The sequence below is a fragment of the Methylobacterium brachiatum genome (genome assembly GCF_020523825.1).
GTDB lineage: Bacteria > Pseudomonadota > Alphaproteobacteria > Rhizobiales > Beijerinckiaceae > Methylobacterium > Methylobacterium brachiatum.
Genome location: NZ_JAJALK010000003.1, coordinates 243,579 through 267,299, shown reverse-complemented (window position 1 = coordinate 267,299; position 23,721 = coordinate 243,579). Strand labels below are relative to the sequence as shown.

The window sequence follows — 23,721 nt, the reverse complement described above, 5'->3', positions numbered from 1 at the left end:
CATCCGCGCCCTGAGTCGTGGACATGATTCGTCGGTCTTCAAGGCCCCGGGACCTCGTTGCCGGCGTAATCGAGGCGTCCGTCCGGGGTCCGGCGCCAGATCCGCAGGGCGACGGTGCCGCCGGTGCGGTCGCCGCGGGAATCGAACCCCACCGGGCCGAGAATCGTGCGCAGCGGCGGGGCGCTGCGCAGGGCGTCGGCGAGCTTGCGGCCCTCCGGGACCCGGCCGGCCTTCGGATCGGCCGCGCGGGCGCGCTCCAAAGTCTGGACCAGCAGCTCGACCGCCGCGTAGCCCGACGCCGCCACGCTCTCGGCCTCGGGCCCGCGCGCCGGTGCCTTGCCGCCCTTCGGCTCGGGCAGGCGCGGCGGGTCGGGCGGCAGGGTCATCACGGTCCCCTCCCCGGCCGGCCCGGCGGCGGCCGCGAAGGCGGGGTCGAGGATCCCGTCGCTGGCGACCAGCGTGGCACCGAGATTGGCCTCGCGCAGGGCACGGAGCAGGGTCGCCGCCTCCGGCGCAAGGCCGCCGAAATACACCGCCTCGACCCGGGCCGCCTTCAGACGGCCGACGAGATCGGCGAGGTCGCGGGTCCCGCGCGGAAAGCCGTCGAACAGCACCTCCGGGATGCCGGCCTCCTTCAGGCGCGCCGACACGGCTTCGGCGAGCCCGCGTCCGAAGGTCGAGCGGTCGTTGAGGATCGCGATGCGCCGTCCGGCAAACGCCTTGGCGAGATAGGCGCCCGCCGCCCGGCCCTGCTGCGCATCGCTCGGCGCCAGCCGGAACAGGTTCCACGCGCCGCGGCCGGTCAGCGGCGTGTAGGTCGCCCCCGGCGTGACCAGCAGGGCCCCGGCCTCCTCGTAGACCGGCGTCGCGGCCGCGACCGCGATGGATTCGAACGGCCCGATGACGAGCCGCACCCCGTCGGCGGCGAATTTCTTCGCGATCGCGACCGCCTGCCGGGCGTCGCCGGCATCGTCGGCCGGCACGAGGGCGAATCGCGGCCGCCCGCCCGCGGCGCGGTTGAGCTCGGCCACCGCCTGCTCGGCACCCTGCCGCAGCCCCAGCCCGAAGGCGGCATCCGGCCCGGAGAGCGGCGCCGACAGGCCGATCCGCACCGGCGCCTGCGCGGCAACCGGCGCCGTCATCAGGAGGCCGGCGAGGATCGGGGCGAGGGCGTGCTTCATCGATACACGTTAAGGTCGGGCGGCCGCCGCGGGAAGCGCGCATCGGGCCCGGTCCGGACGCCCCGCGGTTTCAGAACCCGTTCATCGTTGAAGGGATCGGGATGCTGCCGCGCGTAAGAGCGCTGGCGGGCGGGCGCGTTGTGGGAAATAAGGGCGTCGGCCGGCCCGCGACTTTGAATAGAACCGCCCGCACGCGCCGCATCGAAGCCCCTCTGGGACGATTGACGATCATGACCTCGCTGTTCGCCGGCATCCAGGACGCGCCGCTCGACCCGATCATGCGCCTGTTCGAGGCCTTCAACGCCGATACGAGCACCAAAAAGCTCAACCTCGTGGTCGGGGTCTACACGGATGCCGACGGCAAGGTGCCGCGTCTGCGCGCCGTTCAGACCGCCGAGAAGCGCTGGATCGAGAAGGGCCTGCCGAAGACCTACCGGCCGATCGAGGGCACCAAGCCGTTCCGCGACGCGGTCCAGGCCCTGCTGTTCGGCGAGGGCGCCCCGATCCTGAAGCAGAACCGCACCGCGACGCTCCAGAGCATCGGCGGCACCGGCGCCCTCAAGACCGGCGCGGACGTGCTCGCCCGGCTCAATCCCGGTGCCACCGTGGCGGTGAGCAACCCGAGCTGGGAGAACCACAAGGCGCTGTTCACCCAGGCCGGCTTCACGGTCGTCGATTACCCATATTTCTCGGCCGAGACCGGCGGCGTCGACTACCCGGCGATGCGCGCCTACCTCCAGGACCTGCCGAAGGGCTCGATCGTGGTGCTGCACGCCTGCTGCCACAACCCGACCGGCGCCGACCTGACGCCCGACGAGTGGAGCGACCTCGCGCCCCTGCTGGCCGAGCGCGGCCTGATCCCGTTCCTCGACATCGCCTACCAGGGCTTCGGCGACGGCCTCGACGCGGATGCCACGCCGGTGCGGCTGTTCGCCGAATCCGGCCAGGAATTCTTCGTCGCCTCGTCGTTCTCGAAGTCGTTCTCGCTCTACGGCGAGCGCGTCGGCGCCCTGACGATCGTGGCCGAGAACCCGGCCATGAAGACCAAGGTCGAGGCCCTGGCCAAGCGGCTGGTGCGGGCGAGCTACTCGAACCCGGTGACCCACGGCGCGGCCATCGTCGAGATGGTGCTGACCGATCCGGAGCTGCGCGCCGATTGGGAGCGGGAGCTCGCCGAGATGCGCGAGCGGATCCGGTCCATGCGCGTGCGCATGGCCGACAGCCTGCAGCAGCGCCATCCCGAGCGCGGCTTCGACGCGATCAAGGCGCAGAAGGGCATGTTCTCCTACACCGGGTTGACCCCCACGGAGGCCACGCGCCTGCGCGAGGAGCACGAGGTCTACGCCCTGGAGACCGGCCGGATCTGCGTGGCGGCAGTCAACACCCACAACATCGACCACGTGGTCGATGCGATCGACGCCGTCGTGAAAGGCTGACCCGGTGGCGGCCCGCAAGCGCGTCTGCCGGTTCAATCTCTGGATCAACCCGGTTTTCGATGCGCGGCTGAGGGCCGAACCCGATATCGACCTGCAGGTCGGCGACCTGCAGGGCCCGGCGGAGACGCTCGAGGCCCTGTTGGCGCAGGCCCACGTCTTCCACGTCTCGCCGGCAAGGGATGAGCTGCCCCGCCGCTGGCACGTCACCGACGCCCTCCTCGCCGGCTGCCCGAACCTGCTGGCGGTCTCGTCGGGCGGGGCGGGCTTCGACACGGTGGACGCGGCCGCCTGCACGCGCGCCGGCGTCGCGGTGGTCAATCAGGTCGGCGGCAATGCCCGCTCGGTGGCGGAGCTCGCCATCGGCCTGATGCTCGCTGTCTCCCGTAAGATCTGCGTCTCGGACCGGCTGCTGCGGACGGAACGGGGATTCTCGCGGGAATCGCTGATGGGCCACGAGATCGGCGGCGCGACCCTCGGGCTCGTCGGCATCGGCCATACCGGCCGGGAGGTCGCCAAGCTCGCCCGGGGCTTCGACATGCGGGTCCTGGCCTACGACCCGCTGCTCTCTCCGGACCAGATCCGAGCGCGCGGCGCCGAGCCGGTGGACCGCGCGCGGCTGCTGGCGGAATCCGACATCGTGTCCCTGCATTGCCCGCTCGACGCCACGACCCGGGGCAGCTTCGACGCCGAAGCCTTCGCGGCCATGAAGCCCGGGGCCCTGTTCGTCACCACGGCGCGCGGCGGCATCCACGACGAGGCCGCCCTCGCCGAGGCCCTGGCCTCCGGCCATCTCGCCGGGGCCGGGTTGGACGTCTGGGCGCCCGAACCGCCGCCTCTGGACTCGCCTCTGCTCCAGCTCGATACCGTGGTGGCGACCTACCACACCGCCGGCGTCACCCACGAGGCGCGCCGCAACGTGGCCTCCTGGGGCGCCGAGCAGATCATCGGCCTTTTGCGGGGCGAGACCCCGCCGCGGCTGGTCAATCCGGAGGTCTGGCCGGCGGTGCTGGCGCGCCGGGCGCGGCTGCTCGGCACCCCGTAGCAAAGCCGGACTCGCGCGCAGCGGCCCAACGCCTTGTTGCTCAACGGCAACAGGGCGGTGACGGCGTGCGGTAGCTTTGAGTCGTTGTAAGCTATTCGTCTGCCAGATCAAAGTCATTCCAGGTTTTCGACCGCCGGCATCTCGGCCGGCAAGCTTGACCGGACGGGTCCCCCTCGACCATCTCGGCGGCCTGGCAGTGTCTTGGCTTGCGAACGTGTCGACAGAACTTACCCATATTGGAACGAACTCTCCGTATTGGAGAACAAATCTCGCCGCCTCTGCTATCATGATCGGAATTTCCGCTCTATTGGGCGCGCATGAAGCCTGGGCGGAACCTGCTGTCGACGCGAATCACGAGGTCCAGCTCGAGGAACTCTCGGTCACCGGCCAAGGCGGCGGCGCCCGGGCTCCGGAGGGCTACGCCCCCGCGACCACGATCAGTGCCACCCGCACCGACACGCCCCTGCGCGATGTCCCGCAGACAATCGTGCCGGTGACCCGGCAGGTGCTGGAGGACGCCGCCGCAACACGGATCGACACCGCCCTCGATCTGGCCGGCGTCGGTCGCTCCAACAATTTCGGCGGCCTCGGCCTGAGCGAAGTCACGATCCGCGGCTTCTCCGTCTTCGAATATTATCGCAACGGCTTCCCGATCAATCGCGGCTACCCGAACACGCCCGATGTCGTGGCGATCGAGCGAATCGAGGTGCTGAAGGGGCCGTCGGCCTTCCTGTACGGCCGCGGCGATCCCGGCGGCACCTTCAACATCGTGACCAAGCAGCCCCTGGCCGAGCGCTCGCTGGCGATCGGCACGCAGTACGGCAGCTACGGCGCCAAGCGCAGCACCTTCGATGCCACCGGGGCGCTCGACGAGAACGGGCAGGTGCTCGCCCGCATCACCGGCGCGGTGGAGGACAATGGCAGCTTCCGCGACTATGTGAGCGGCGACCGCTACCACGTCGCCCCCGTCATCGCGTGGAAGCCCAGCGCGGATACCACGATCACCCTGGAGGGGGCGTTCGTCAGCACCGGCACGACCTTCGACCGCGGCATTGTCCCCCTGCAGGGCCGGCTGCGCAACGTGCCGCGCTCCCGCTTCCTCGGGGAGCCCGGCCTGCCGCCGAGCGTGGTCCAGGACGCCCTCGGACAGTTGCGGATCGAGCACCGGTTCGATCAGGACTGGGTCCTGACGGCCGGCGGCCAAGTGTTGGGCGGGAGCCTGAAGAGCTGGGGCGTCGGCGCCGCGGCCAACGGCTTCCTGCCGGACGGCCGCACCCTGCGCCGGAACCTGGAATGGCGCGACCTCAACTGGTCCGACACCGATCTGCAGGTCAACCTGGCCGGCAAGTTCGATACCGGCTTCCTGCACCACACGCTGCTGCTCGGCCTCGAATACGACCGCTACCGCTACCGGGAACGCTTCGACCGCTCGAACGCCGCGACCTACCCGTTCCTGCTCGACCTGCTGGCGCCGCGCTACGGCCAGGCCCTGCCGCGCAGCCTGCCGACCATCACCAATTTCCTGCAGCACACCGAGAGCTTCGCGGGCTACGTCCAGGACCAGATCGACATCACGCCGCAGCTGCACGCCCTGGTCGGGGTCCGGGTCGAGGATGTCGGCCAGGATTCGACATCCTACATCACCAACCGCACGACGAACCTGCAGGGCACCCAGGCGCTGCCGCGTTTCGGGCTCGTCTACGACCTGTCCGACGCGGTCTCAGTCTACGGAAACTACGCGCGCTCGTTCAAGCCCAGCACCGCCGTGGACCGGCGCGGCCAGCCCCTCGCCTTCGAGGGCGGCGAAGGCTACGAGGCCGGCGTGAAGGTCGGGCTGCTCGACGGGCGGCTCAACGCCACCGCGGCCGTATTCGACATCCGCCGCACCAATGTCCCGACCACGGATCCGGTCGATTCCGCCTTCAGCGTCGCCGCCGGCGTGGTGCAGAGCCGCGGGTTCGATCTCACCGTGGCGGGCGAATTGGCACCCGGCCTGCGCGCGATCGGCACCTACACCCATGTCGACGCGGCGGTGGCGCGGGACAATTCGATCCCGGTCGGAACCCGGCTCGCCAACATTCCGGCCAACAGCTTCGCCATGCAGGCGGTCTACGAGATCCAGGGCGGCGACCTGAGGGGGCTCGGCTTCGGGGGCGGGCTCACAATCGTCGGCAAGCGCGCCGCCGGAGCGGCCCTGTCAACCTTCACGATGCCCGCCTACACGGTGGTGAACCTGATCTCGTATTATCAGATCACGCCGGATGTCCGGGTCTACCTCAACGTCGACAACCTGCTCGACGAGACCTACTACGACCGCGCCTTCCAGAACCGCTACGCCACCCCGGGCCAGCCGCGCACCATCATGGGCGGCGTCGCGGCACGGTTCTGAGGGCCGCCGCCCCTACGCCGAGGCCGCCCGCATCCAGCCGAGGCCGGCCTCGGTACCGGCGGCCGGGTGGTATTCGCAGCCGATGAAGCCGGCATAGCCCACCGCCTCCAGAACCTCGAAAATGGGATCGAACGCGATGGTGCCGGTGCCGGGCTCGTGACGGCCCGGATTGTCGGCGATCTGGACATGGGCGATCAGCGGCGCGTGCGCCCGGATCAGCGCCGCCGGGTCGTGGCCGAGGCAGACGCAGTGATAGGCGTCGAACAGCAGCTTGACGTTGTCCCGGCCGATCGCCCGGATCGCCTCCACGGCCTTGAGCGGGTCGTCGATGACGTAATCGGCGATCGAGCCCGGGCCGATCGGCTCGACGATCACGGTCATGCCGCGGACCTTGGCGGCATCGGCCGCGAAGGCGAGGTTGTCGAGATAGGTCGCCCACAGCCGCGCGGGCTCGGCCCCGGCGGGCCGGATTCCAGCCATCGGGTGGACCATCCGGCAGCCGAGCTGCTCCACATAGTCCAGGGTCGGCTCGATGGTGGAGCGGTAATAGGCGACCTTGTCCGGCAGGGCGGCGAAGCCTTTCTCGCCCTTGGAGGCGTCGCCGGCCGGAAAGCCGGTCTGGACCAGGGGCACGCCGGCCCGCGCGAGCCAGCTCGCGACCTCCCGAGCCGGGGTCGCGAACAGGTTCGGATGCTCCACGGCCCGGAACCCGGCCTTGGCCGCGGCGGCGAACCGTTCGGACAAGGGCAGCTCCGTGAACAGGAAGCCGCAATGGCCGCTCAAGCGGTCGGAGAAGGCACCGAGCTTCATGGATCAGGCCCTCTCAGCCGTCTCGATCAGGGCGCGCATGCGGTCCACCGCCGCGTGGGGGGCCGTGAGGACCGGGACGTCGACGGCGGCGCGCACCGCCTCGGCCGCCCGGGAGGTCGAGAAATGCGCCAGCATGATCGCGTCGCAATCGGAGAGTTCCGGCGCCCGCTCGGCGATCAGCCGGTTGTGGGTCTCGGCGTCGCCGGCGCGCAGACGCGCCATGGCGTCGTCGACGAGGATCGTGCGCAGGGTCGCGGACCGGCCCGACTGGCCGACGAAGTCCTCGAACTCGTCGGTCATGGTGCCGATCGAGGGGCCGAAGGTCGCCAGCATGCCGATGCGCTGCCCTTGGGCGATGGCCGCGCGGAACATCGCCTCGTTCGGCTTCAGCACCGGCACCGGCACGGTCTCGCTCAGCCGGTCGATGGCCGGCCCGAAGGCCGAGCAGGTGATCAGGATGCCGTCGGCGCCCATGTCGTGGCCGTAGCGCCCGAACCGGACGAACCGGTCGATCATGCCCGCGGAGATCTCCCCTGGCTCCTTGGCCCGGTCGAGGGACAGGCCGTCATCCAGCAGGTTGACCGTCTCGGCCTCGGGCCAGCGCTCGGCGAAGGCCGCCTGGATCGGAGCCATCGCGACCGGCGTCGCGTGCAGGAGGACGATGCGGGGGGCCATGCTGTCTCCCGGGATGTGGCGCGGTCAGGCGTCCGGTCGCCGTTCAACGTCTTGTAAGCGATTTCAAAACGGTGGCAAGATATCGCCGATCCGCGTCAGACCCCGTCCGGCTTGCGCGGCGGCGCCGTGCTGGCACGCAGGATCAGCTCGGCGTCGATCTGAGTCAGACGCACCACCGGCCGACCCTGCATCCGGGCGATGAGGTGGTCCCCGGCGGCGTGGCCGATCTCGGCGGAATGGATCCGGATCGTGGTCAGCGCCGGGTCGAGGAAGGGCGCGAAGTCGGAATCGTTGTGGCCGATCACCGAGAGGTCGCCGGGCACGTCGAGCCCCCGGGCCCGGGCCTCGATCATGGCGCCGAAGGCGATCTGGTCGGTGCCGCAGATGATTGCGGTGGGCGGCGGCCCGCCGGCCAGCATCTGGCGGAAGCCGTCGCGGCCGCCGCCGATGCCGTAGGAGATCTCGATATCGTGCTCCGGGGCGAGGCGCAGGCCGCGGGCTTCCAACGCCTGGGCGATGCCGGTGACGCGGGCGCCGCCGCGGTCGTTGTCCTTGCGCAGGCCGGAGATCACGCCGATCCGCCTGTGGCCGAGATCCACGAGGTAGTTCGCCGCCCGGGCCGCGGAGGCGGCGTTGTCGAAGCCGACGCAGGGGCGCTCCCGCGACAGGCTGAAGGTCTGCACCATCGGGATGCCATGCCGGGCGATGCGGGCGTGGAGATCCGGGTGGTGGATGTCGCCCACCAGCATCAGCCCATCGACGCCGCGCTCCAGTAGGAAGGTCGCCTCGCGCAGCTCGTCCTCCAGATCGTAGCCGGCATTGGCGGCGACCAGGGTGTAGCCGGCCTGGCGCAGCCGCTCCTGGAAGCTCGACAGGACGCGCACGAACGCCTCGTTCTCGATGTTGGGCACGACGGCGCCCACCGCCATGAACCGGCGGGTCGAGAGCGCCCGGGCGGCGCCGTTGGCGACGAAGCCGAGATCCTGGGCGGCCCGCATCACGGCCGCGCGCTTGTCGGCCCGGACCCCGGCCGAGCCGTTCAGCACCCGGGACACCGTCGCGGTGGAGACCCCGGCCCGATGGGCCACGTCCCGCGCCACCGGGCTGCGCGACAGGGGTTCGAGGATCTCTTCCGGCACGCCCAGCACTGAAATCCGACTTCCCCCGTGACACCCTATCGCCGCCGCGCTGCTACGGCCAGCGATGGAGACCGGCAGTATATTGACACTCCGGTCTGGCGCTGGCTATCTGAAAGCGCTTTCAGAAACCGTGCGGCGCCGGGTCATGCGAACGGCGTCGAAATCCAGGGAGGAGCGGATGGCGACGTTCGACCAGCCGGCTTCCGGCCCGGGGTCGACGGCGCGCGACTCGGCCACGGTCGGGCGGGCGGATGCCGAGGCGCCCGGCATCGCCGGCCCGCAGGCCCTCGTCACCAGCCTCAAGCGCAGCGACGCGGTCACGCCCTACCGGTTCCGCGACCTGCTCGCGCTCGACGATTTCGAGCGCCATGCCCGGCGGCTCCTGCCGCACATGATCTTCCAATACGTCGCCGGCGGCGCGGAGACCGGGGCCGCGCTGGCCCATAGCCGCGGCGCCTACGCGGATTACGCCCTGGTGCCGCGGCTGATGCGCGACACGTCGGGCCGCGACACCGCCACGGAGCTGTTCGGCCAGACCTACGCGGCGCCGTTCGGGGTCGGGCCGCTCGGCGGGGCCGCGTTCATCGCCTATCGCGGCGACATCGTGCTCGCCGAGGCGGCGCGGCGGATGAACCTGCCGATGATCCTCAGCGCCTCCTCGCTGATCAAGCTGGAGGACGTCTACGCCCAGAACCCGCAGGCCTGGTTCCAGGGCTACCTGCCCGGCGACCAGACCCGGATCGACCGCCTGCTCGACCGGGTCGCGGCCACCGGCTACCGCACCTTCGTGGTGACCGCCGACACGCCGACTCTGGGCAACCGCGAGCACAACACCCGCAGCGGCTTCTCGATGCCGATCAAGGTCACGCCCAAGGTCGCGTGGCAGAGCGCGACCCACCCGCGCTGGCTGCTGGGCACCGTCGCCCGGACCTTCCTCAAGCACGGCCCCCCGCATTTCGAGAACACCGAGGCCGAGCGCGGACCGCCGATGATGTCGCAAGGCGCGGTGCGCAACACCACCGCCCGGGACCAGCTCTCCTGGAAGAACCTGGAGGCCATCCGCAAACGGTGGTCCGGCAACCTGGTGGTAAAGGGGCTGCTCGCCCCGGAGGATGTCGAGATCGCCCGCGGCTGCGGCGCCGATGGGGTCATCCTGTCGACCCATGGCGGCCGCCAGCTCGACCACGCCATCGCGCCCCTCGACGTGCTGCCGGAGATCGGCGCGAAGAAGGGCGGCCTGAAGATCATCGTCGATAGCGGCATCCGCCGCGGCACCGACGTGATGAAAGCCCTGGCGCTCGGCGCCGACTTCGTCCTGCTCGGCCGGCCGTTCATGTTCGGCGCCGCGCTCGGCGGGGCGGCGGGCGTCGAGCACGCCATGCGGATCCTCAAGGAGGAGCTCAACCGCGACATGGCGCTGATCGGGATCAACCGCCTGTCCGAACTCAACCCGGACTTCCTGCGCCGCGTCCCGCGGCGAAGCTGACCCGGAGACTGGCATGACCGACGACGCGCCCCGCTCCCCCCTCGGCCTCGCCTTCGTCGGCTGCTTCACCACCGCGCGGCGCCGGGCCCGAGGCCGGGGCATCGACATCTACCGGGTCGGGGCCGGGCTCGAGGGCTGGACGCATCTCGGCCGGGTCGAGGAGCTGGACAACCCGTCCTTCCTGGTCACCGATCCGGCCCGCTCGGTGCTCTACACGGTCCAGGGCGACGGCGCGGTCGCCACCGCCTTCGCGGTCGCACCGGACGGCACCCTGCACGGCCTCGGCAGCGCGGAAACCGGCGGCACCAACAGCGTCCATCAGGCGATCGACCCGAGCGGGCGGTTCCTGATCGTCGCCAACTACGCCAGCGGCTCCGTGGCCCTGATGCCCCTGCGCCCCGATGGCGGGCTGGAGCCGGCCGCGCAGGTCCTGCCGATGCCGGGTGAGCCGGGCCCGCACCGGACCGAGCAGGCCGCCGCCCACCCGCACCACGTCGTCCTGTCGCCGGACGGCGGCCACGTTTTGGTGCCCGACAAGGGTCTCGACCGGGTCTTCATCCTGCGCCTCCCCGGCGACCGCCTGGAGATCGTCTCCGAGGCCGTCCTGCGCCCGGGCGCCGGCCCGCGCCACATCGCGTTCCATCCCGGCGGCGCTCTCGCCTTCCTGGTCAACGAGCTGGATTCCACCGTCGCGACCTGCCGCTGGGATGCGGCATCCGGGACGCTCGCGCCCCTCCACTGCGTCCCGACGCTGCCGCCGGACTTCTTCGGCGCAAGCACCGCGGCAGCGATCGTGGTCACGCCCTGCGGGCGCTTCGTCTACGCCTCGAACCGCGGCCAGGACGGGATCGCGCGCTTCCGGGTCGAGGGCGACCGCCTCGAACCGGCCGGCTGGACGCCATCAGGCGGCCAGGACCCGCGCTTCATGACGCTCGCGCCGGACGGCGGCCATCTGCTGGTCGCCAACGAGCAGGGCGACAGCCTGGTCGAATTCGCCATCGACCCCGGCAGCGGCGACCTCACGCAGACGGGCTCACGCCAGAGCCCGAGCCCATGCACGATCGCGTTCCTGTAAAAATACAAAACAAAAACATGATGTTCCCGGAGGAAGCCCGATGTTCGCCAAACGATACAGGTTCCTGATCGCGACGCTGCTCTTCATCGCCGGGATCATCAACTACATGGACCGCGCCGCGCTCGGCGTGGCCGCGCCCTTCGTCAAGCAGGACCTGAACCTGTCGCCCTCTGAGCTGGGGGTGATCTTCAGCACCTTCTTCTTCGGCTACGCCCTCTTCGCCTTCGTGGGCGGCCAGCTCGCCGACCGCTACGGCCCGCGCAGCGTCTACACCTGGGCGGCGACCGCCTGGTCGGTCCTGTGCATGCTCACCGGTGCGGTGACCGGCTTCGCCCAGATGTTCGTGGTCCGCGCCCTGTTCGGCTTCGCCGAGGGGCCGATGAACTCGACCACGAACCGGACCATCACCACTTGGTTTCCCCGCGAGGAGACGGCCCGGACCATCGGCTTCACCTTCTCGGGCCAGACGGTCGGCAGCGCCATCGCGGCCCCCGTGGTCGGCCTGCTGGCGATCCAGTACGGCTGGCGGGTGGCCTTCATCGTGATCGGCGCCGTCGGCCTCGTCTGGGTGGTGGCCTGGCGGATCCTGATGACCGACCGGCCCCGGGACAATCCCCGGGTCTCCGCGGAGGAGATCGCGCTGGTCGAGCACAGCCGCGCCGTGTCGCACCTCGCCGCCTCCGACCACGAGCGATCCTTACGCGACTACCTGTTCCTGCCGAGCACCCTGTCGCTGGGGCTCGGCATGTTCGCGGTGAACTACACCCTCTACATCTTCCTCTCGTGGCTCCCGAGCTACCTCACCGACGCCCTGCACATGCCGGTGCAACAGATGGCGTTCGTGGCCTCGATCCCCTGGGCCTGCGGCTTCGTCGGCTATGTCGGCGGCGGCATCGTCGCCGACCTGCTGTACAAGCGCATGGACGACAAGCTGGCGGCAAGGAAGATCACCACGATCGTGCCGCTCGCCATCGCGGGCGTCGCGCTGATCACCGTCAACGCCGCGCCGAACGCTGCGGTGGCGGTATCCCTGATCGCACTCGCGGTGCTGATGCTGACGAGCTCGGTGCAATCCTGCTGGGCGACGATCCACGAGTTGGTGCCGGAGGCGCGGGTCGGCGGGGTGAGCGGCTTCATCCACCTGCTGAGCAACATCTCGGGCATCATCGGCCCGACCGCCACGGGATTCGCCGTGCAGTATCTCGGAGGCTATGCCAGCGCCTTCGTCATAGCCGCCCTGATCGCCGCGGCCGGCGTCATCGCGATGGCGATCTTCGTGAAACGTCCGCGCCGCCCGCAGGCGGCCCCTCCCCTCAACGCGGTGAAGACCGCCTGAACCCGGAGCGAACCCGATGAGCGCATCCCCCGACACGATCCCGCAGAAGCCCGTCCTGCTCACCGGCGCCTCGGGCGCCCTCGGGCGGGTGCTGACGAAGGCGCTCGGCGCCCAGGGCTGGACCCTGCGCCTGACCGACCGGGTGCCCTTCCCCGACCCGCTGCCCGAGGGCGCGCGCTTCCAGCTCGCCGACCTGGAGGACGGCCCGGCGATCCTGCGCCTGGCGGAGGGCTGCGGCACGATCCTGCATTTCGGCGGGATCTCGGTGGAGCACCCGTTCGAGACCGTGATCGGCCCCAACATCCGCGGGCTCTACCACGCCTACGAGGCGGCCCGGCGGGAGCGCGCCCGGATGGTGTTCGCCTCCTCGAACCACGCGATCGGGTTCCACGAGCGGAAAGAGGTGCTGGACGACGACTGCGCCCTGGCGCCGGACGGCTACTACGGCCTGTCCAAGGCCTATGGCGAGATGATGGGTGGCCTGTACCGCGACAAGCACGGGGTCGAGAGTGTCTTCCTGCGCATCGGCTCCTGCTTTCCGGAGCCCATCGACGCCCGGATGCTGGCGACCTGGCTGTCCTATGCCGACCTGACCCGGCTGATCACTTGCGCCACCCTGGCCCCGAGCCTCGGGCCGAAGGGATCGGTGGTGATCTGGGGCGCCTCGAACAACAGCCGGATGACCTGGTGGCGCCGGGACGGCCGCGACGTGATCGGCTGGGCGCCGCAGGACAGCGCCGATTCCTACGCCCCGGCGCTGGAGGGCAAGACCAGCGGCAACCCGGTGATCGAGCGCTACCAGGGCGGCGGCTTCACTGCCCTCGACTATTCCCGCACCGAGCCGACCGCCCGGTGATCACAGCCTCCGAGACGATGGGAGCCGGCATGGCGGACGAGCAGCAAGCGACGCGGCTGAAATGCGCTTTGGTGGTGCGGGGCGCCTTCGACGCCCATGTCGTCCCCGCCTTCGCGGCGGCGGGCGGCCGGGCGGCGATCGACTGGGCGCCCACCGCGGTGATCATGAAGGCGCTGGAGGCGGGCGAGACCGCCGACGCGGTGTTCGTGCTCTCCGACGCGATGGACCGGCTGATCGCCGCCGGAAAGGTCGAGCCGGAGACCCGGGTGGACGCGGTGCGCTCCCGCTACGGCATCGCCGTGAAGGCCGGGGCGGCGCATCCCGATATCGGCAGCGTCGAGGCGCTCAAGCGGACGCTCGTCGCGGCGCGCTCGGTGGCCTATTCGCGCACCGGTGCCAGCGGCATCTACTTCGCCGGCCTGCTGCCGCGGCTCGGCCTCGAAGACGCGGTCAACGCCCGGGCGACGATCATCCCGCAGGGCTTCACCGCCGAGAAGCTGGTCTCGGGCGAGGCCGACATCGCGGTCCAGCAGATCAGCGAGCTAATGGTTGTGCCGGGCATTGAGGTGGTGGGGCCGTTCCCGGAGCCCGTCCAGGAGGTCACGACCTTCGCGGCCGCGATCCTGCGCGGCGCCGCCGACCGGGACGGCGCCCTGCGCTTCCTCGCCGGGCTGACCACCCCGGAGGCCGCCGCCGCCTACCGCGCGAGCGGCCTCGAGCCGGCTTTCTGAGCAGGCGCGCGACCGCCGTCCTCGCGAGCGCTGCGAAGCACCCCGGGGACGCGCATCGTTCGGGGCTCGCGCGCCGTACCGGGCCACATCGCTCACGATGGCGGCCGTCGAAAACAACTCAAACAGCGAGGACACCATGGTCGCCAGCGAACAGGACCGGATCGTCCGGCAGGTGTTCTTCCGGCTGATGCCGCTGCTCTTCGTGGGCTACGTCATGGCCTATATCGACCGGATCAATGTCGGCTTCGCGGCCCTGCGGATGAACGCCGATCTCGGCATCGGGCCGGCGGTGTTCGGGCTCGGCGCCGGGATCTTCTTCATCGGCTATTTCCTCTTCGAGGTGCCGAGCAACCTGATCCTCGAGAAGGTCGGCGCGCGGCGCTGGATCGCCCGGATCATGATCACCTGGGGCCTGCTCTCGGCCGCGATGATGTTCGTGCAGGGCTCGACCAGCTTCCTGATCCTGCGCTTCCTGCTGGGTGCGGCCGAGGCCGGGTTCTACCCGGGCGTGATCCTCTACCTGACCTACTGGTTCCCGAAAGCGTATCGCGCCCGGATCTTCGGCGCCTTCGCGGTGGGCATCCCGGTCTCGCTGGCGATCGGCGCGCCGCTCTCGACCACGATCATGCAGCTCGACGGGGCCCTGGGCCTCAAGGGCTGGCAATGGCTGTTCCTGCTGGAGGGCATCCCGACCACCCTGTTCGGCTTCGTCTTCCTGGCCCTGATCCCGGACCGGCCCAAGGACGCAATGTGGCTCGCCCCGGCCGACCGCACCGCCCTGCAGACCCTGATCGATTCCGAGCAGAGCAGCGTCGCCGGCACCCACGGGACCAGCCTGCGGACGGCACTCTCGGATCCGCGGCTGATCGCGCTGTCGTTCATCTACTTCGCCAACACCGGCGCCAATCTCGGCCTGGCGTTCTTCCTGCCGCAGATCCTGAAGAGCACCGGCCTGTCGGACATGCAGACCGGCCTGATGACCGCCGTGCCCTACCTCTTCGGCGTCGTCGGTGGGCTCACCGTCGGCTGGATCTCCGACCGCTACGACGACCGCCGGATCACCCTCGCGACCGCCCTCGGCCTCACGGCGACCGGGCTGGCGCTGGCCGGCCTCGCCACCGGCTCGCTCTGGGCGGTGGCCTTTATGGCCCTTGCCGCCGCCGGGCTCTACGGCGCCAAGGCGCCGTTCTGGGCGTTGCCCTCGGTGTTCCTGAGCGGCAGCGCGGCGGCGGGCGGGATCGCGCTGATCAACTGCATCGGCAATCTCGGCGGCTTCGTCGCCCCCTCGATGGTCGGCTGGATCCGCGAGGCCACCGGCAGCTTCGAGGCCGGCCTGTACTTCCTGGCCGCGCTCGCCCTCTCGGCCGTGGTCGTGACGCTGCTGGTGGTCAATGCCCGCTTCGGCGACGCGCGGCGGCCGGCGGTCGCCCTGCCCCTGCCGGCGGCGCCGCGACCGTAACGCCCGTACGCTGACGGCCCCGGCGGCTCTAATGTCGCCGTGGGACGCATCCGGGGCTTCGCGACCGCAAAAAAGTCCTTATGCTCGTGCTGTCCGGACGCCCAATCGTGTCCGAACGGATCGCCCCTTTCATGCTGAAGACAGCCTTCGTTGCCGCCCGCGACCGTCAGAGGCTGTCGGAGATCGCGACGATCCTGATCGGCTTCGGCGTCACCCGCGTCGTGGACCGCCTCGGGCTGCGCTACCTGCCGCTGCTGCCGCGCCGCCGGCCCCGGGTCGACGTCACCCGCCTGTCCGAGCCCGAGCGCCTGCGCCGGGCGATCGAGGCCCTGGGCCCGACCTTCATCAAGTTCGGCCAGGTTCTGGCGAGCCGGCCGGACCTGCTGTCGCCGGCCTGGACCGAGGAGCTACAGAAACTCCACAGCCAGGTCGTGCCGGTGCCGTGGGAGCAGATCGGCCCGCAGCTCGAGCTGGATATCGGCGGGCCGCCCAACGAGGTCTTCGCCGAGTTCGACACCAACCCGATCGCCTCCGCGTCGATCGCCCAGGTCTACCGGGCGCGCCTGCACTCGGGCGAGGACGTGATCGTCAAGGTCCTGCGGCCGAACCTGCGCAAGATCATCGAGGCGGATCTGCGCCTGATGGCGCACGGCGCCCGGATCGTCGAGAACGAGTGGCCGGACATGGCCCGCTACCAGCCGCGCGAGCAGATGCGGCACCTCGCCGAGGGCCTGAACGGCGAGCTCGACCTGCTCAACGAGGCGCGCAACTGCGAGCTCCTGGCGCAGATCTTCGAGGACCGCGACGACATCGTCTTCCCGAAGATCCACTGGGAGTATTGCTCCGAGCGGGTCCTGGTCCAGGATTTTATCCACGGCATCCCGCCCAACGACGAGGCGGCGCTCCGCGCGGCCGGGCTCGACAAGAAGCTGCTCGCCCAGAAGGGCACCGACGCCTTCCTGCAGATGGCGCTGATTGAGGGCGTGTTCCACGCCGATCCGCACCCGGGCAACATGCTGGCGCTGCCGGGCAACAAGATCGGCTTCATCGATTTCGGCATCATCGGGCGGCTGTCGCAGCGGCGGCGCTCGCAGCTGCTGGTGCTGATCGGCGCCATGCTCAAGCAGGACGCGGACGGCCTGATGGCCGTGCTGCTCGACTGGACCGGCACCAGCAACCCGGACCTGACCCGGCTCCAGGTCTCGGCCCAGTCCTTCGTGGAGAGCCACTCCTCGATCCCGCTCAACCTCGGGCTGGTGCTCACCGACTTCATGAACATGGCCCGCGAGAACGACCTCGCCATGCCGACCGACCTGGCGATCCTGTTCAAGGGCCTGGTCACCGCCGACGGCGTGATGCGCCACCTCGATCCGGATTTCGACCTGTTCGCGGCGGCCGGACCCACGGTCAAGGCGAGCATGCAGACGCAGTTCTCGCTGGGCGCCCTCAAGCAGAAGGCCGAGGCCTTGGGCGTCGGCCTCTACGGCGCCGCCTCCGAGCTGCCGACGCTGATCCACCTGATGCTGGTGCGCCTCAAGCAGGGCCGCGTCACCGTCGAGATCGAGGTGAAGGGTCTCGACAAGGTGACCCGCGGCATCGAGCGGGCCGCCGCCCGGGTCGCGGTGGCCCTGGTGGTGGCGGCGTTCGCCACCCAGCTGGCGCCGCGGCTGATCGACCTCGGCACGCCGGTCTTCGTCTCGATCGGCCTGGTGATCTTCATCCTCGGGATCGGCTGGCTGGTCCTGCTGATGCGGAACAAATGACGGACTTCGTCGTCGCCCGAACTTGATCTTCTGGTTGCCCGGCGGCGGCGAATACACGGCTCATTTGATTATCCCAGATATCGTGCTAGCCTCGCCTACCCTTCGTTTCGTGCGGTCGCGAGCGGAGCGCGTCACCAGAAGCGGTTCGATCCGCCGGCGCGCCCGAGCTTCGACATCGCGTCGCCGCGCCGCACCGTCGGAGGGTCTTTTGCGGCGCCTGCGCCGCGGGGGGATCGAAGCCGAGACGGGGGCGAGCGATGGATGCGGGCCTCGTGTTGCCGCGGGCGGACGGGACGGACCGACGCCTCGCCGCGCTGGAAGCCGAGAACCTGCGTCTGCGCGACCTGCTGATGCAGGCGACCAAACAGGCGGATGCTGAACGGCAGCGCAGCCGGCGGCTCGGCCGCATCATCGAGGCCGCGAGCCGCGTCGAATCCGGGCGCCTCGGGCGTGAGCCGTTTCCTGCCCCGGCGCCGCCACCGCTCCATCACCCGGAATCCGGCCGCGTCGAGACCTGGTCGGCGCCCTCCTGGGCGGGCGCGCTGACCGCCCCCGGGATGCTGCAGGTCGCGGCCGACGTCCTCGAGATCCTGGATTGCAACGGCATCCTGATCACTGCGGGCGAGAACGGCCCGGCCGGTCTCTGCGGCCGGAACCTCGCGGACCTGATCGGCCGCCCCTGGATCGACCTCTGGATCCGCGACGAGGACCGGGAGGCGGTCGCGGCGTCGCTCGCCAAGGCGCGGCTCGGCGGCGCGAGCCGCTTCCAGGCCAAGCTCGAATCCGGCCGGACCGTGACCTGGTGGGATATCGCGGTGAGCCCGGTCGGCGGCCGGCCCGGTCGCCCGGACCGCATCCTGGCGGCCTCGCGCGACATCACCGAGCTGAAGCTCACCGAGGCGCGCCAGACCCTGCTGATGCAGGAACTGTCCCACCGGATGAAGAACACCCTGGCCATGGTCCAGGCGGTTGCGGCGCAGACCCTGCGCAACGCCGGCTCGCTCGAAGCCGCCGGCGAGGCGCTGGCCGCCCGGCTGCTGGCGCTGGCCCAGGCTCACGACGTTCTGCTCCAGGGCTCCTTCGCGGCGGCCTCCCTGGTCGGGCTGGTCGAGGGGGCGGTCTCGCTTCATGGCGACGGCGTCGCCGGGCGGTTCCGGGTGGAGGGTGCCGACGTCACGCTCGGCCCGCGCCACGGCATGGTCCTGGCGCTGATGCTGCACGAGCTCGGCACCAACGCCGCCAAGTACGGCGCGCTCTCGGTGCCCACCGGGCAGGTGGTCATCGCCTGGGCCGTCACCGCCGCCGGCGAGGGCGCGACCCTGCGATTCCGCTGGGAGGAGGTCGGCGGCCCGCCGGTCAGCCCGCCGACCCGGACCGGGTTCGGGACGCGCCTGATCGCCCGGAGCCTCGCCCACAGCTTCGGCGGCACCGCGCAGCTGAGCTATCCGCCGACCGGAGCGGTGCTGACCTTCGAGGCACCGCTCGCCGCCGTCACGGCCGGGTGAGATCCTACTCGGCGGCCCGCTTGTCGTCGCGCAGATCGCGCAGGGCCGTCACGGTGGCGTCGCGCAGCTTGCGAAGGTCCACGAGCGCGGCCGTGAAATCGCCGCCGCCGCCCTTCGCGGATTGCTCGAAATCCCGGCACGCCCGGCTCAATTCGGCGCAGCCCAGCATGCCCGACATCGACACGAGTGTGTGCGCCTCGCGGGCGTAATCCGCCTCGCCCCGCTCCGCGCCGTCGAAGGCCGTGGCGAGGCTCGCGGTGAAACGGTCGAGCAGGCGGGCGAGCTTCTCGGTGCCGATGACACCTTCAAGTTCGTCGAGCGCGGCCCGATCGACGAGGGATTGTGACACCATCCGTCTCCGGCAGCCGATTGGCAGAACGCTTCGACAGAAGCGCGCAAACGCCGCGAGGTCCAGCGGCCGATTTCAATCGCGCACCTCTGTGCCACCGTTTCCACAGCGTGCCCACCCGGATATCCGCTTGGCCGGGGGCGGCCGGCGCCCCGGAGGACCCAGCGCCGTGACGGCCTATAGCCTGCGCGCCCGGCTGCTCGCCCTGTGGTTCCTGCTGCTGGCCTCGGCGGCGGCCACCGCCTACCTCATGTTCGGTTTCTACAGCCAATCCACCGCCGTCCAGGTTGCCCAGGCCGAGGTCGCGGTCAATCGCGCCTGCCGGGAGATCATCGATCGCTACGCCGCCCTGGCGCGCCGCAGCGAGGGCGGCATCGCCCGGGCCCGGCTCGGCCCCACCGTCGCGGCCGCGCTCGATCTCTATCCGGGCATCGAGGGCGGGGTCTGGAGCGCCGTGGAGGGGCCGGTCGCCTACGCCTATCCGACCTACGAGGGCACCGGGCCGAAGACCGACCTGCCCGAGGCCGAGCGCGACAGCATCGCGGGGGTGAACGCCCAGGCGCTGCGGGTCGACCACGCGGTGTCGCTGCGCCGACCGAGCCGCACGCAGGTGCTGCTGATCCAGGGCTGCCCCCTGCACGGGCCGGAAGCCGGGCTGACCGCCTGGACCATGGGCCGCGCTCACGTCAACGACGGCCCGGCCTATACCCGCTTCCTGGCGGGCCTCGGATTCCTGGCCGTGACGGTGCTGGGCTCGGCGGCCTTTCTCGGGTGGTTCCTGTACGGGTTCTCGGGCCGGATCGCCCGGCTGGAGGCCGCCCTGGCGGCGCCGCGGCCGGACGGCGAGGACCTGCCGCATCTCGACCCGACCGGCGAGCGCGAGCTCGACCGCCTGGTCGACACCCTCAACGCCGCGGGCGGGCGCCTGCGGGAGGCCCGCGCCCGGGTGGTCGCCGCCGAGCGCCTGGCCGCCGTCGGCCGCCTCGCCGCCAGCATCGCCCACGAGATCCGCAACCCGATCGCGGCCATGCGGCTGAAGGCCGAGAACGCCCTGGTCAGCGGCGATCCGGCCCGCGCCACGGTGGCGCTGGAGAGCGTGCTCGGCCAGATCGCCCGGGTCGACAACCTGCTGCGCGACCTCCTCAATCTCACCCAGGCCCGGACGCTGAACCGCGCCCCCACCGACATCGCCGCGCTGCTGGCCGATTGCGCCCGGCTGCACGAGGATCTGGCGAGCGCCCGCGCCGTCCGGATCGCGATCGCGGCGGAATCCTTGCCCCGGGGGGACCGGCCGCAGATCGACGGGCCCCAGATCGCCCGCGCCCTCGACAATCTGCTGCTCAACGCCCTTCAGCACACGCCCCCGGGCGGACAGGTCCGCCTCGCCGCCGAGCGGGTGACCGTCGACGGCGCGATGCGCCTGCATCTGCGGGTGTCCGACACCGGCTCCGGCATCGACCCGGCGATCCGCACCGGCCTGTTCGAGCCGTTCGTGACCGGCCGGCCGGACGGGACCGGGCTGGGTCTCGCAATCGTGCGCGAGATCGCTCTGGCGCATCGCGGCGCGGTCAGGCTCATCGACGGTGAGCCCGAGACCACCTTCGTGCTGGACCTGCCATGGCGACCATCCTGATCGTCGACGACGATTCCGCCCTGCGCGAGGGCTTGGCCGAGACCGTCGCCGATCTCGGCCATCACCCGCTGCCGGCCGCCTCCGGGGCGGAGGCCCTGGCGCGCCTGCGCGAGACCCCGGTCGCCGCGGTGCTCCTCGACCTGCGGATGCCCGGCGAGTTCGATGGCATGGCCACCCTGGCGCGGATCTGCGCGCTGCCGGGCCGGCCGCCCGTGACCGTGCTCACCGCCTTCGCGAGCCCGGCCAACACGATCGAGGCGATGCGGCTCGGTGCGCATGACCATCTCACCAAGCCGGTCGGCCGTGCCGACCTCGCCGCGATCCTCGACTCCATGCTGTCGAGCGCGCGCCCGGATCCGGGGGATACGGCCCCGGAGGGCGGGCTGATCGGGTCGAGCGCCGGCATGCGCCGGGTCCTGAAGACCATCGGCCTCGTCGCCGATACCGACTCCACCGTGCTGATCCAGGGCGAGACCGGCACCGGCAAGGAGGAGGTGGCCCGGGCGCTCCACGCCTATTCCGCCCGCCGGGGCCGGCCGTTCGTGCCGATCAACTGCGCGGCGATCCCGCCCGACCTCCTGGAGAGCGAGCTGTTCGGCCATGTCCGCGGCGCCTTCACGGGCGCGGTCGGCGACCGGGCCGGCGCCTTCCATCAGGCCGAGGGCGGCACCCTGTTCCTCGACGAGATCGGCGACATGCCCCCGCCGATGCAGGCCAAGATCCTGCGGGTGATCCAGGACCGGATGGTCACGCCGCTGGGCGGCCGGTCGGCCCGGGTCGATGTCCGCCTGGTCGCCGCGACCCACCGCGACCTGCCCGCCCTGGTGGAGGCGGGCCTATTCCGCGCCGACCTGTATTACCGCCTCAACGTCGTGCCGCTGCTGCTGCCGCCCCTGCGCGAGCGCCTGGCCGACATCGTGCCCCTGGCCGAGCATTTCCTCGCGCCCTCGGGCAAGCGTCTCAGCGCCGGCGCGGCCGCGCGGCTGCTCGCCTATGGCTGGCCCGGGAATGTCCGCGAATTGCGCAACGTCGTCGCGCGCGCGGCCATGCTGGTCCGCTGCGGGGTGATCGCCCCCGATGCCATCGACCTGCCGGTCGAGCGGCCGGCCTCGCGGATTGAGGAGGCCGGCCTGCCGGCGGATTGGCTCGACGGCGACTTGCCGGGCGCCGTCGCGCGCCTGGAGCGGACCATGATCGCCCTCGCGCTGCGCGAGGCGGACGGCAACCGCGCCCGGGCCGCCCGCCGCCTCGGTATCCAGAGGCAGCTCCTCTACGCGAAGATCGAGCGCTACGGGCTGGCGACCGCGGCGGCGGATCTGTCCGCAGAAACGACGGTGGATGTCGCAAATCCCGACGCACCGGACGAGCTTGGGAGGGGGTAAACCCCTCAACGGCCTGAGAATCACGCCGAAACGCGCAATCTTGAACGATTCCAGGGAACTGATGGATTAAGCGGGCGTCAAGCTCGTCGCGTGCCGGCCCGGATCGGGTCGTCCGCGGCGGCATGCGTGCGGGGGCCAGGGCAGGATGGACAGGACCGATACCGGAGCGGCGGCGCGCGGCGCGACCGTCCGGACTCCCTCCGCCAAGGCCCTGCGCGGCCTCGACGCCCTCAACTTCTTCCTGGCCGACGTGCGCGACGGGCTCGGGCCCTATCTGGCGATCTACCTGATCGCGGTGCGCGGGCCGGACCAGGGCTGGAACGAGGCCACCACCGGCCTGGTCATGACCATCGCGGGTATCCTCGGGCTCGTGGCTCAGACGCCGGCCGGCGCCCTCATCGACGCCACCAACCACAAGCGCGCCGTGGTGATCGGCGGCGCCGTCGCGGTGACGGTGAGCTGCCTGATCCTGCCGTTCATCTCGAATTTCTACCTCGTCACCGCCACCCAATCGATCGCCGGCGTGGCCGGCACGATCTTCCCGCCGGCGCTGGCCGCGATCACGCTCGGCGTGGTCGGCCCGAAAATGTTCGCCAAGCGGATCGGCCGCAACGAGGGCTTCAACCACGCCGGCAACGCGGCGTCCGCGGCCATCGCCGGGGGGCTCGCCTATTTCTTCGGGCCGATAGTCGTGTTCTGGCTGATGGGCGTGCTGGCCGCGCTCTCGATCGGCGCCATGCTGATGGTCCCGGCCGACGCGATCGACGACGACCTCGCCCGCGGCATGACCGAGGCGGAGGCCAAGGCGGACGAGAAGCCGTCGGGCCTGGCGACCTTGCTGCAGAACAAGCCGCTGATGCTGTTCGCCGTGCTCTGCGCGATCTTCCACCTGTCCAATGCGGCGATGCTGACCTCGGTCGGCCAGCTGCTCACCCACCTCTCCGGCAAGGACCATGCGACCTCGCTGATCGCCGTGTGCATCGTCGCGGCGCAATGCGTGATGGTGCCGGTGGCGATCTTCGTCGGCGCCAAGGCCGACATCATCGGGCGCAAGCCGATCTTCCTCGCCGCCTTCGGCGTGCTGGCTTTGCGCGGCGTGCTCTACACCCTTTCGGACAACCCGTTCTGGCTGGTCGGCGTGCAGCTTCTCGACGGGGTCGGGGCCGGGATCTACGGCGCCCTGTTCCCGATCGTCGTGGCCGACCTGACCCGGGGCGCCGGACGGTTCAACGCCGCCCAGGGCGCGGTGGCCACCGCCCAGGGTGTCGGCGCCTCGGTGAGCGCGACGCTGGCCGGGCTGATCATCGTGTCGGCCGGGTATTCCGCGGCGTTCCTGGCGCTGGCGGCGATCGCCGGCCTCGGCTTCGTCCTCTACCTGACGCTGATGCCCGAGACCCGGGGCGGGGAAGCCGCCACCGGCACGCCGGATAGTGGTGCCGGCCTGCCCCCGGCCGTGCCGGCGCGCGCCTGACCG

General features: G+C 71.0%; 19 protein-coding genes. 14 read left to right on the top strand and 5 right to left on the bottom strand.

Annotation, left to right across the window (positions count from 1 at the left end):
* Positions 1 to 38: 38 nt before the first annotated feature.
* Positions 39 to 1,181, bottom strand: coding sequence for a branched-chain amino acid ABC transporter substrate-binding protein (locus LGR69_RS08340; RefSeq protein ID WP_007561166.1), 1,143 nt, complete (start codon positions 1,179 to 1,181; stop codon positions 39 to 41).
* A 230-nt stretch (positions 1,182 to 1,411) separates the two neighbouring features.
* On the opposite strand from LGR69_RS08340, the gene LGR69_RS08335 reads away from it, so the two are divergent.
* From LGR69_RS08335 to LGR69_RS08325, 3 genes are all read left to right on the top strand, one after another.
* Positions 1,412 to 2,617, top strand: coding sequence for an amino acid aminotransferase (locus LGR69_RS08335; RefSeq protein WP_230365751.1), 1,206 nt, complete (start codon positions 1,412 to 1,414; stop codon positions 2,615 to 2,617).
* Positions 2,618 to 2,621: 4 nt separating this feature from the next.
* Positions 2,622 to 3,659 carry a hydroxyacid dehydrogenase gene (locus LGR69_RS08330; protein WP_230365750.1) on the top strand — a complete coding sequence of 346 codons (1,038 nt, stop codon included), beginning with the start codon at positions 2,622 to 2,624 and terminating at the stop codon, positions 3,657 to 3,659.
* A 286-nt stretch (positions 3,660 to 3,945) separates the two neighbouring features.
* Positions 3,946 to 6,048, top strand: coding sequence for a TonB-dependent siderophore receptor (locus LGR69_RS08325; RefSeq protein WP_230365749.1), 2,103 nt, complete (start codon positions 3,946 to 3,948; stop codon positions 6,046 to 6,048).
* A 12-nt stretch (positions 6,049 to 6,060) separates the two neighbouring features.
* Here LGR69_RS08325 and LGR69_RS08320 read toward each other — a convergent pair whose 3' ends face one another.
* From LGR69_RS08320 to LGR69_RS08310, 3 genes are all read right to left on the bottom strand, one after another.
* Positions 6,061 to 6,858, bottom strand: a complete 798-nt coding sequence (locus LGR69_RS08320) for a hydroxypyruvate isomerase family protein (RefSeq protein ID WP_230365748.1) — start codon at positions 6,856 to 6,858, stop codon at positions 6,061 to 6,063.
* A 3-nt stretch (positions 6,859 to 6,861) separates the two neighbouring features.
* A complete protein-coding gene (locus LGR69_RS08315) occupies positions 6,862 to 7,533 on the bottom strand; it encodes an aspartate/glutamate racemase family protein (protein ID WP_230365747.1) in 672 nt (223 codons plus the stop codon).
* A gap of 95 nt (positions 7,534 to 7,628) precedes the next feature.
* Positions 7,629 to 8,672: a LacI family DNA-binding transcriptional regulator gene (locus LGR69_RS08310; RefSeq protein WP_230365746.1), complete on the bottom strand. Its 1,044-nt coding sequence runs from the start codon at positions 8,670 to 8,672 to the stop codon at positions 7,629 to 7,631.
* A gap of 178 nt (positions 8,673 to 8,850) precedes the next feature.
* Here LGR69_RS08310 and LGR69_RS08305 point away from each other — a divergent pair, with 178 nt between their 5' ends.
* The 8 genes from LGR69_RS08305 (at position 8,851) to LGR69_RS08270 (ending at position 18,883) form a co-directional block, all read left to right on the top strand.
* Positions 8,851 to 10,158 (top strand): alpha-hydroxy acid oxidase, encoded by a 1,308-nt coding sequence (locus LGR69_RS08305; protein WP_230365745.1) that lies wholly within the window; start codon positions 8,851 to 8,853, stop codon positions 10,156 to 10,158.
* A 13-nt stretch (positions 10,159 to 10,171) separates the two neighbouring features.
* Entirely contained in the window at positions 10,172 to 11,233 is a 1,062-nt protein-coding gene (locus LGR69_RS08300) for a lactonase family protein (protein ID WP_230365744.1), read from the top strand.
* A gap of 40 nt (positions 11,234 to 11,273) precedes the next feature.
* Positions 11,274 to 12,569, top strand: a complete 1,296-nt coding sequence (locus tag LGR69_RS08295) for an MFS transporter (protein WP_230365743.1) — start codon at positions 11,274 to 11,276, stop codon at positions 12,567 to 12,569.
* Between the two features lie 16 nt (positions 12,570 to 12,585).
* Entirely contained in the window at positions 12,586 to 13,425 is an 840-nt protein-coding gene (locus LGR69_RS08290; RefSeq protein ID WP_122162490.1) for an NAD-dependent epimerase/dehydratase family protein, read from the top strand.
* 29 nt (positions 13,426 to 13,454) lie between these two features.
* The gene (locus LGR69_RS08285; protein WP_230365742.1) at positions 13,455 to 14,156 is read left to right on the top strand and encodes a molybdate ABC transporter substrate-binding protein; all 702 of its coding nucleotides are present in this window, start codon (positions 13,455 to 13,457) and stop codon (positions 14,154 to 14,156) included.
* 136 nt (positions 14,157 to 14,292) lie between these two features.
* The gene (locus tag LGR69_RS08280) at positions 14,293 to 15,615 is read left to right on the top strand and encodes an MFS transporter (protein ID WP_230365741.1); all 1,323 of its coding nucleotides are present in this window, start codon (positions 14,293 to 14,295) and stop codon (positions 15,613 to 15,615) included.
* Between the two features lie 131 nt (positions 15,616 to 15,746).
* Positions 15,747 to 17,378 (top strand): ABC1 kinase family protein, encoded by a 1,632-nt coding sequence (locus LGR69_RS08275; RefSeq protein WP_050733800.1) that lies wholly within the window; start codon positions 15,747 to 15,749, stop codon positions 17,376 to 17,378.
* 257 nt (positions 17,379 to 17,635) lie between these two features.
* A complete protein-coding gene (locus LGR69_RS08270) occupies positions 17,636 to 18,883 on the top strand; it encodes a sensor histidine kinase (protein WP_230365740.1) in 1,248 nt (415 codons plus the stop codon).
* 4 nt (positions 18,884 to 18,887) lie between these two features.
* Here LGR69_RS08270 and LGR69_RS08265 read toward each other — a convergent pair whose 3' ends face one another.
* The gene (locus LGR69_RS08265) at positions 18,888 to 19,235 is read right to left on the bottom strand and encodes an Hpt domain-containing protein (protein ID WP_007561135.1); all 348 of its coding nucleotides are present in this window, start codon (positions 19,233 to 19,235) and stop codon (positions 18,888 to 18,890) included.
* A 166-nt stretch (positions 19,236 to 19,401) separates the two neighbouring features.
* Between LGR69_RS08265 and LGR69_RS08260 the strand changes: the two genes are divergently transcribed.
* From LGR69_RS08260 to LGR69_RS08250, 3 genes are all read left to right on the top strand, one after another.
* Positions 19,402 to 20,865 carry a sensor histidine kinase gene (locus tag LGR69_RS08260; protein WP_230365739.1) on the top strand — a complete coding sequence of 488 codons (1,464 nt, stop codon included), beginning with the start codon at positions 19,402 to 19,404 and terminating at the stop codon, positions 20,863 to 20,865.
* A complete protein-coding gene (locus tag LGR69_RS08255; protein WP_230365738.1) occupies positions 20,850 to 22,247 on the top strand; it encodes a sigma-54-dependent transcriptional regulator in 1,398 nt (465 codons plus the stop codon). The genes LGR69_RS08260 and LGR69_RS08255 overlap by 16 nt, the downstream gene beginning before the upstream one ends.
* 145 nt (positions 22,248 to 22,392) lie before the next feature.
* Complete coding sequence (locus LGR69_RS08250) at positions 22,393 to 23,718, top strand: MFS transporter (RefSeq protein WP_230365737.1); 1,326 nt, start codon at positions 22,393 to 22,395, stop codon at positions 23,716 to 23,718.
* Positions 23,719 to 23,721: the final 3 nt, after the last annotated feature.

Coding starts and splice junctions, on each gene's coding strand:
- LGR69_RS08340 (WP_007561166.1), bottom strand. CDS start 1,181: ATGAAGCACGCCCTCGCCCCGATCCTCGCCGGCCTCCTGATGACGGCG.
- LGR69_RS08335 (WP_230365751.1), top strand. CDS start 1,412: ATGACCTCGCTGTTCGCCGGCATCCAGGACGCGCCGCTCGACCCGATC.
- LGR69_RS08325 (WP_230365749.1), top strand. CDS start 3,946: ATGATCGGAATTTCCGCTCTATTGGGCGCGCATGAAGCCTGGGCGGAA.
- LGR69_RS08320 (WP_230365748.1), bottom strand. CDS start 6,858: ATGAAGCTCGGTGCCTTCTCCGACCGCTTGAGCGGCCATTGCGGCTTC.
- LGR69_RS08315 (WP_230365747.1), bottom strand. CDS start 7,533: ATGGCCCCCCGCATCGTCCTCCTGCACGCGACGCCGGTCGCGATGGCT.
- LGR69_RS08305 (WP_230365745.1), top strand. CDS start 8,851: ATGGCGACGTTCGACCAGCCGGCTTCCGGCCCGGGGTCGACGGCGCGC.
- LGR69_RS08300 (WP_230365744.1), top strand. CDS start 10,172: ATGACCGACGACGCGCCCCGCTCCCCCCTCGGCCTCGCCTTCGTCGGC.
- LGR69_RS08295 (WP_230365743.1), top strand. CDS start 11,274: ATGTTCGCCAAACGATACAGGTTCCTGATCGCGACGCTGCTCTTCATC.
- LGR69_RS08290 (WP_122162490.1), top strand. CDS start 12,586: ATGAGCGCATCCCCCGACACGATCCCGCAGAAGCCCGTCCTGCTCACC.
- LGR69_RS08285 (WP_230365742.1), top strand. CDS start 13,455: ATGGCGGACGAGCAGCAAGCGACGCGGCTGAAATGCGCTTTGGTGGTG.
- LGR69_RS08280 (WP_230365741.1), top strand. CDS start 14,293: ATGGTCGCCAGCGAACAGGACCGGATCGTCCGGCAGGTGTTCTTCCGG.
- LGR69_RS08275 (WP_050733800.1), top strand. CDS start 15,747: ATGCTGAAGACAGCCTTCGTTGCCGCCCGCGACCGTCAGAGGCTGTCG.
- LGR69_RS08270 (WP_230365740.1), top strand. CDS start 17,636: ATGGATGCGGGCCTCGTGTTGCCGCGGGCGGACGGGACGGACCGACGC.
- LGR69_RS08265 (WP_007561135.1), bottom strand. CDS start 19,235: ATGGTGTCACAATCCCTCGTCGATCGGGCCGCGCTCGACGAACTTGAA.
- LGR69_RS08255 (WP_230365738.1), top strand. CDS start 20,850: ATGGCGACCATCCTGATCGTCGACGACGATTCCGCCCTGCGCGAGGGC.
- LGR69_RS08250 (WP_230365737.1), top strand. CDS start 22,393: ATGGACAGGACCGATACCGGAGCGGCGGCGCGCGGCGCGACCGTCCGG.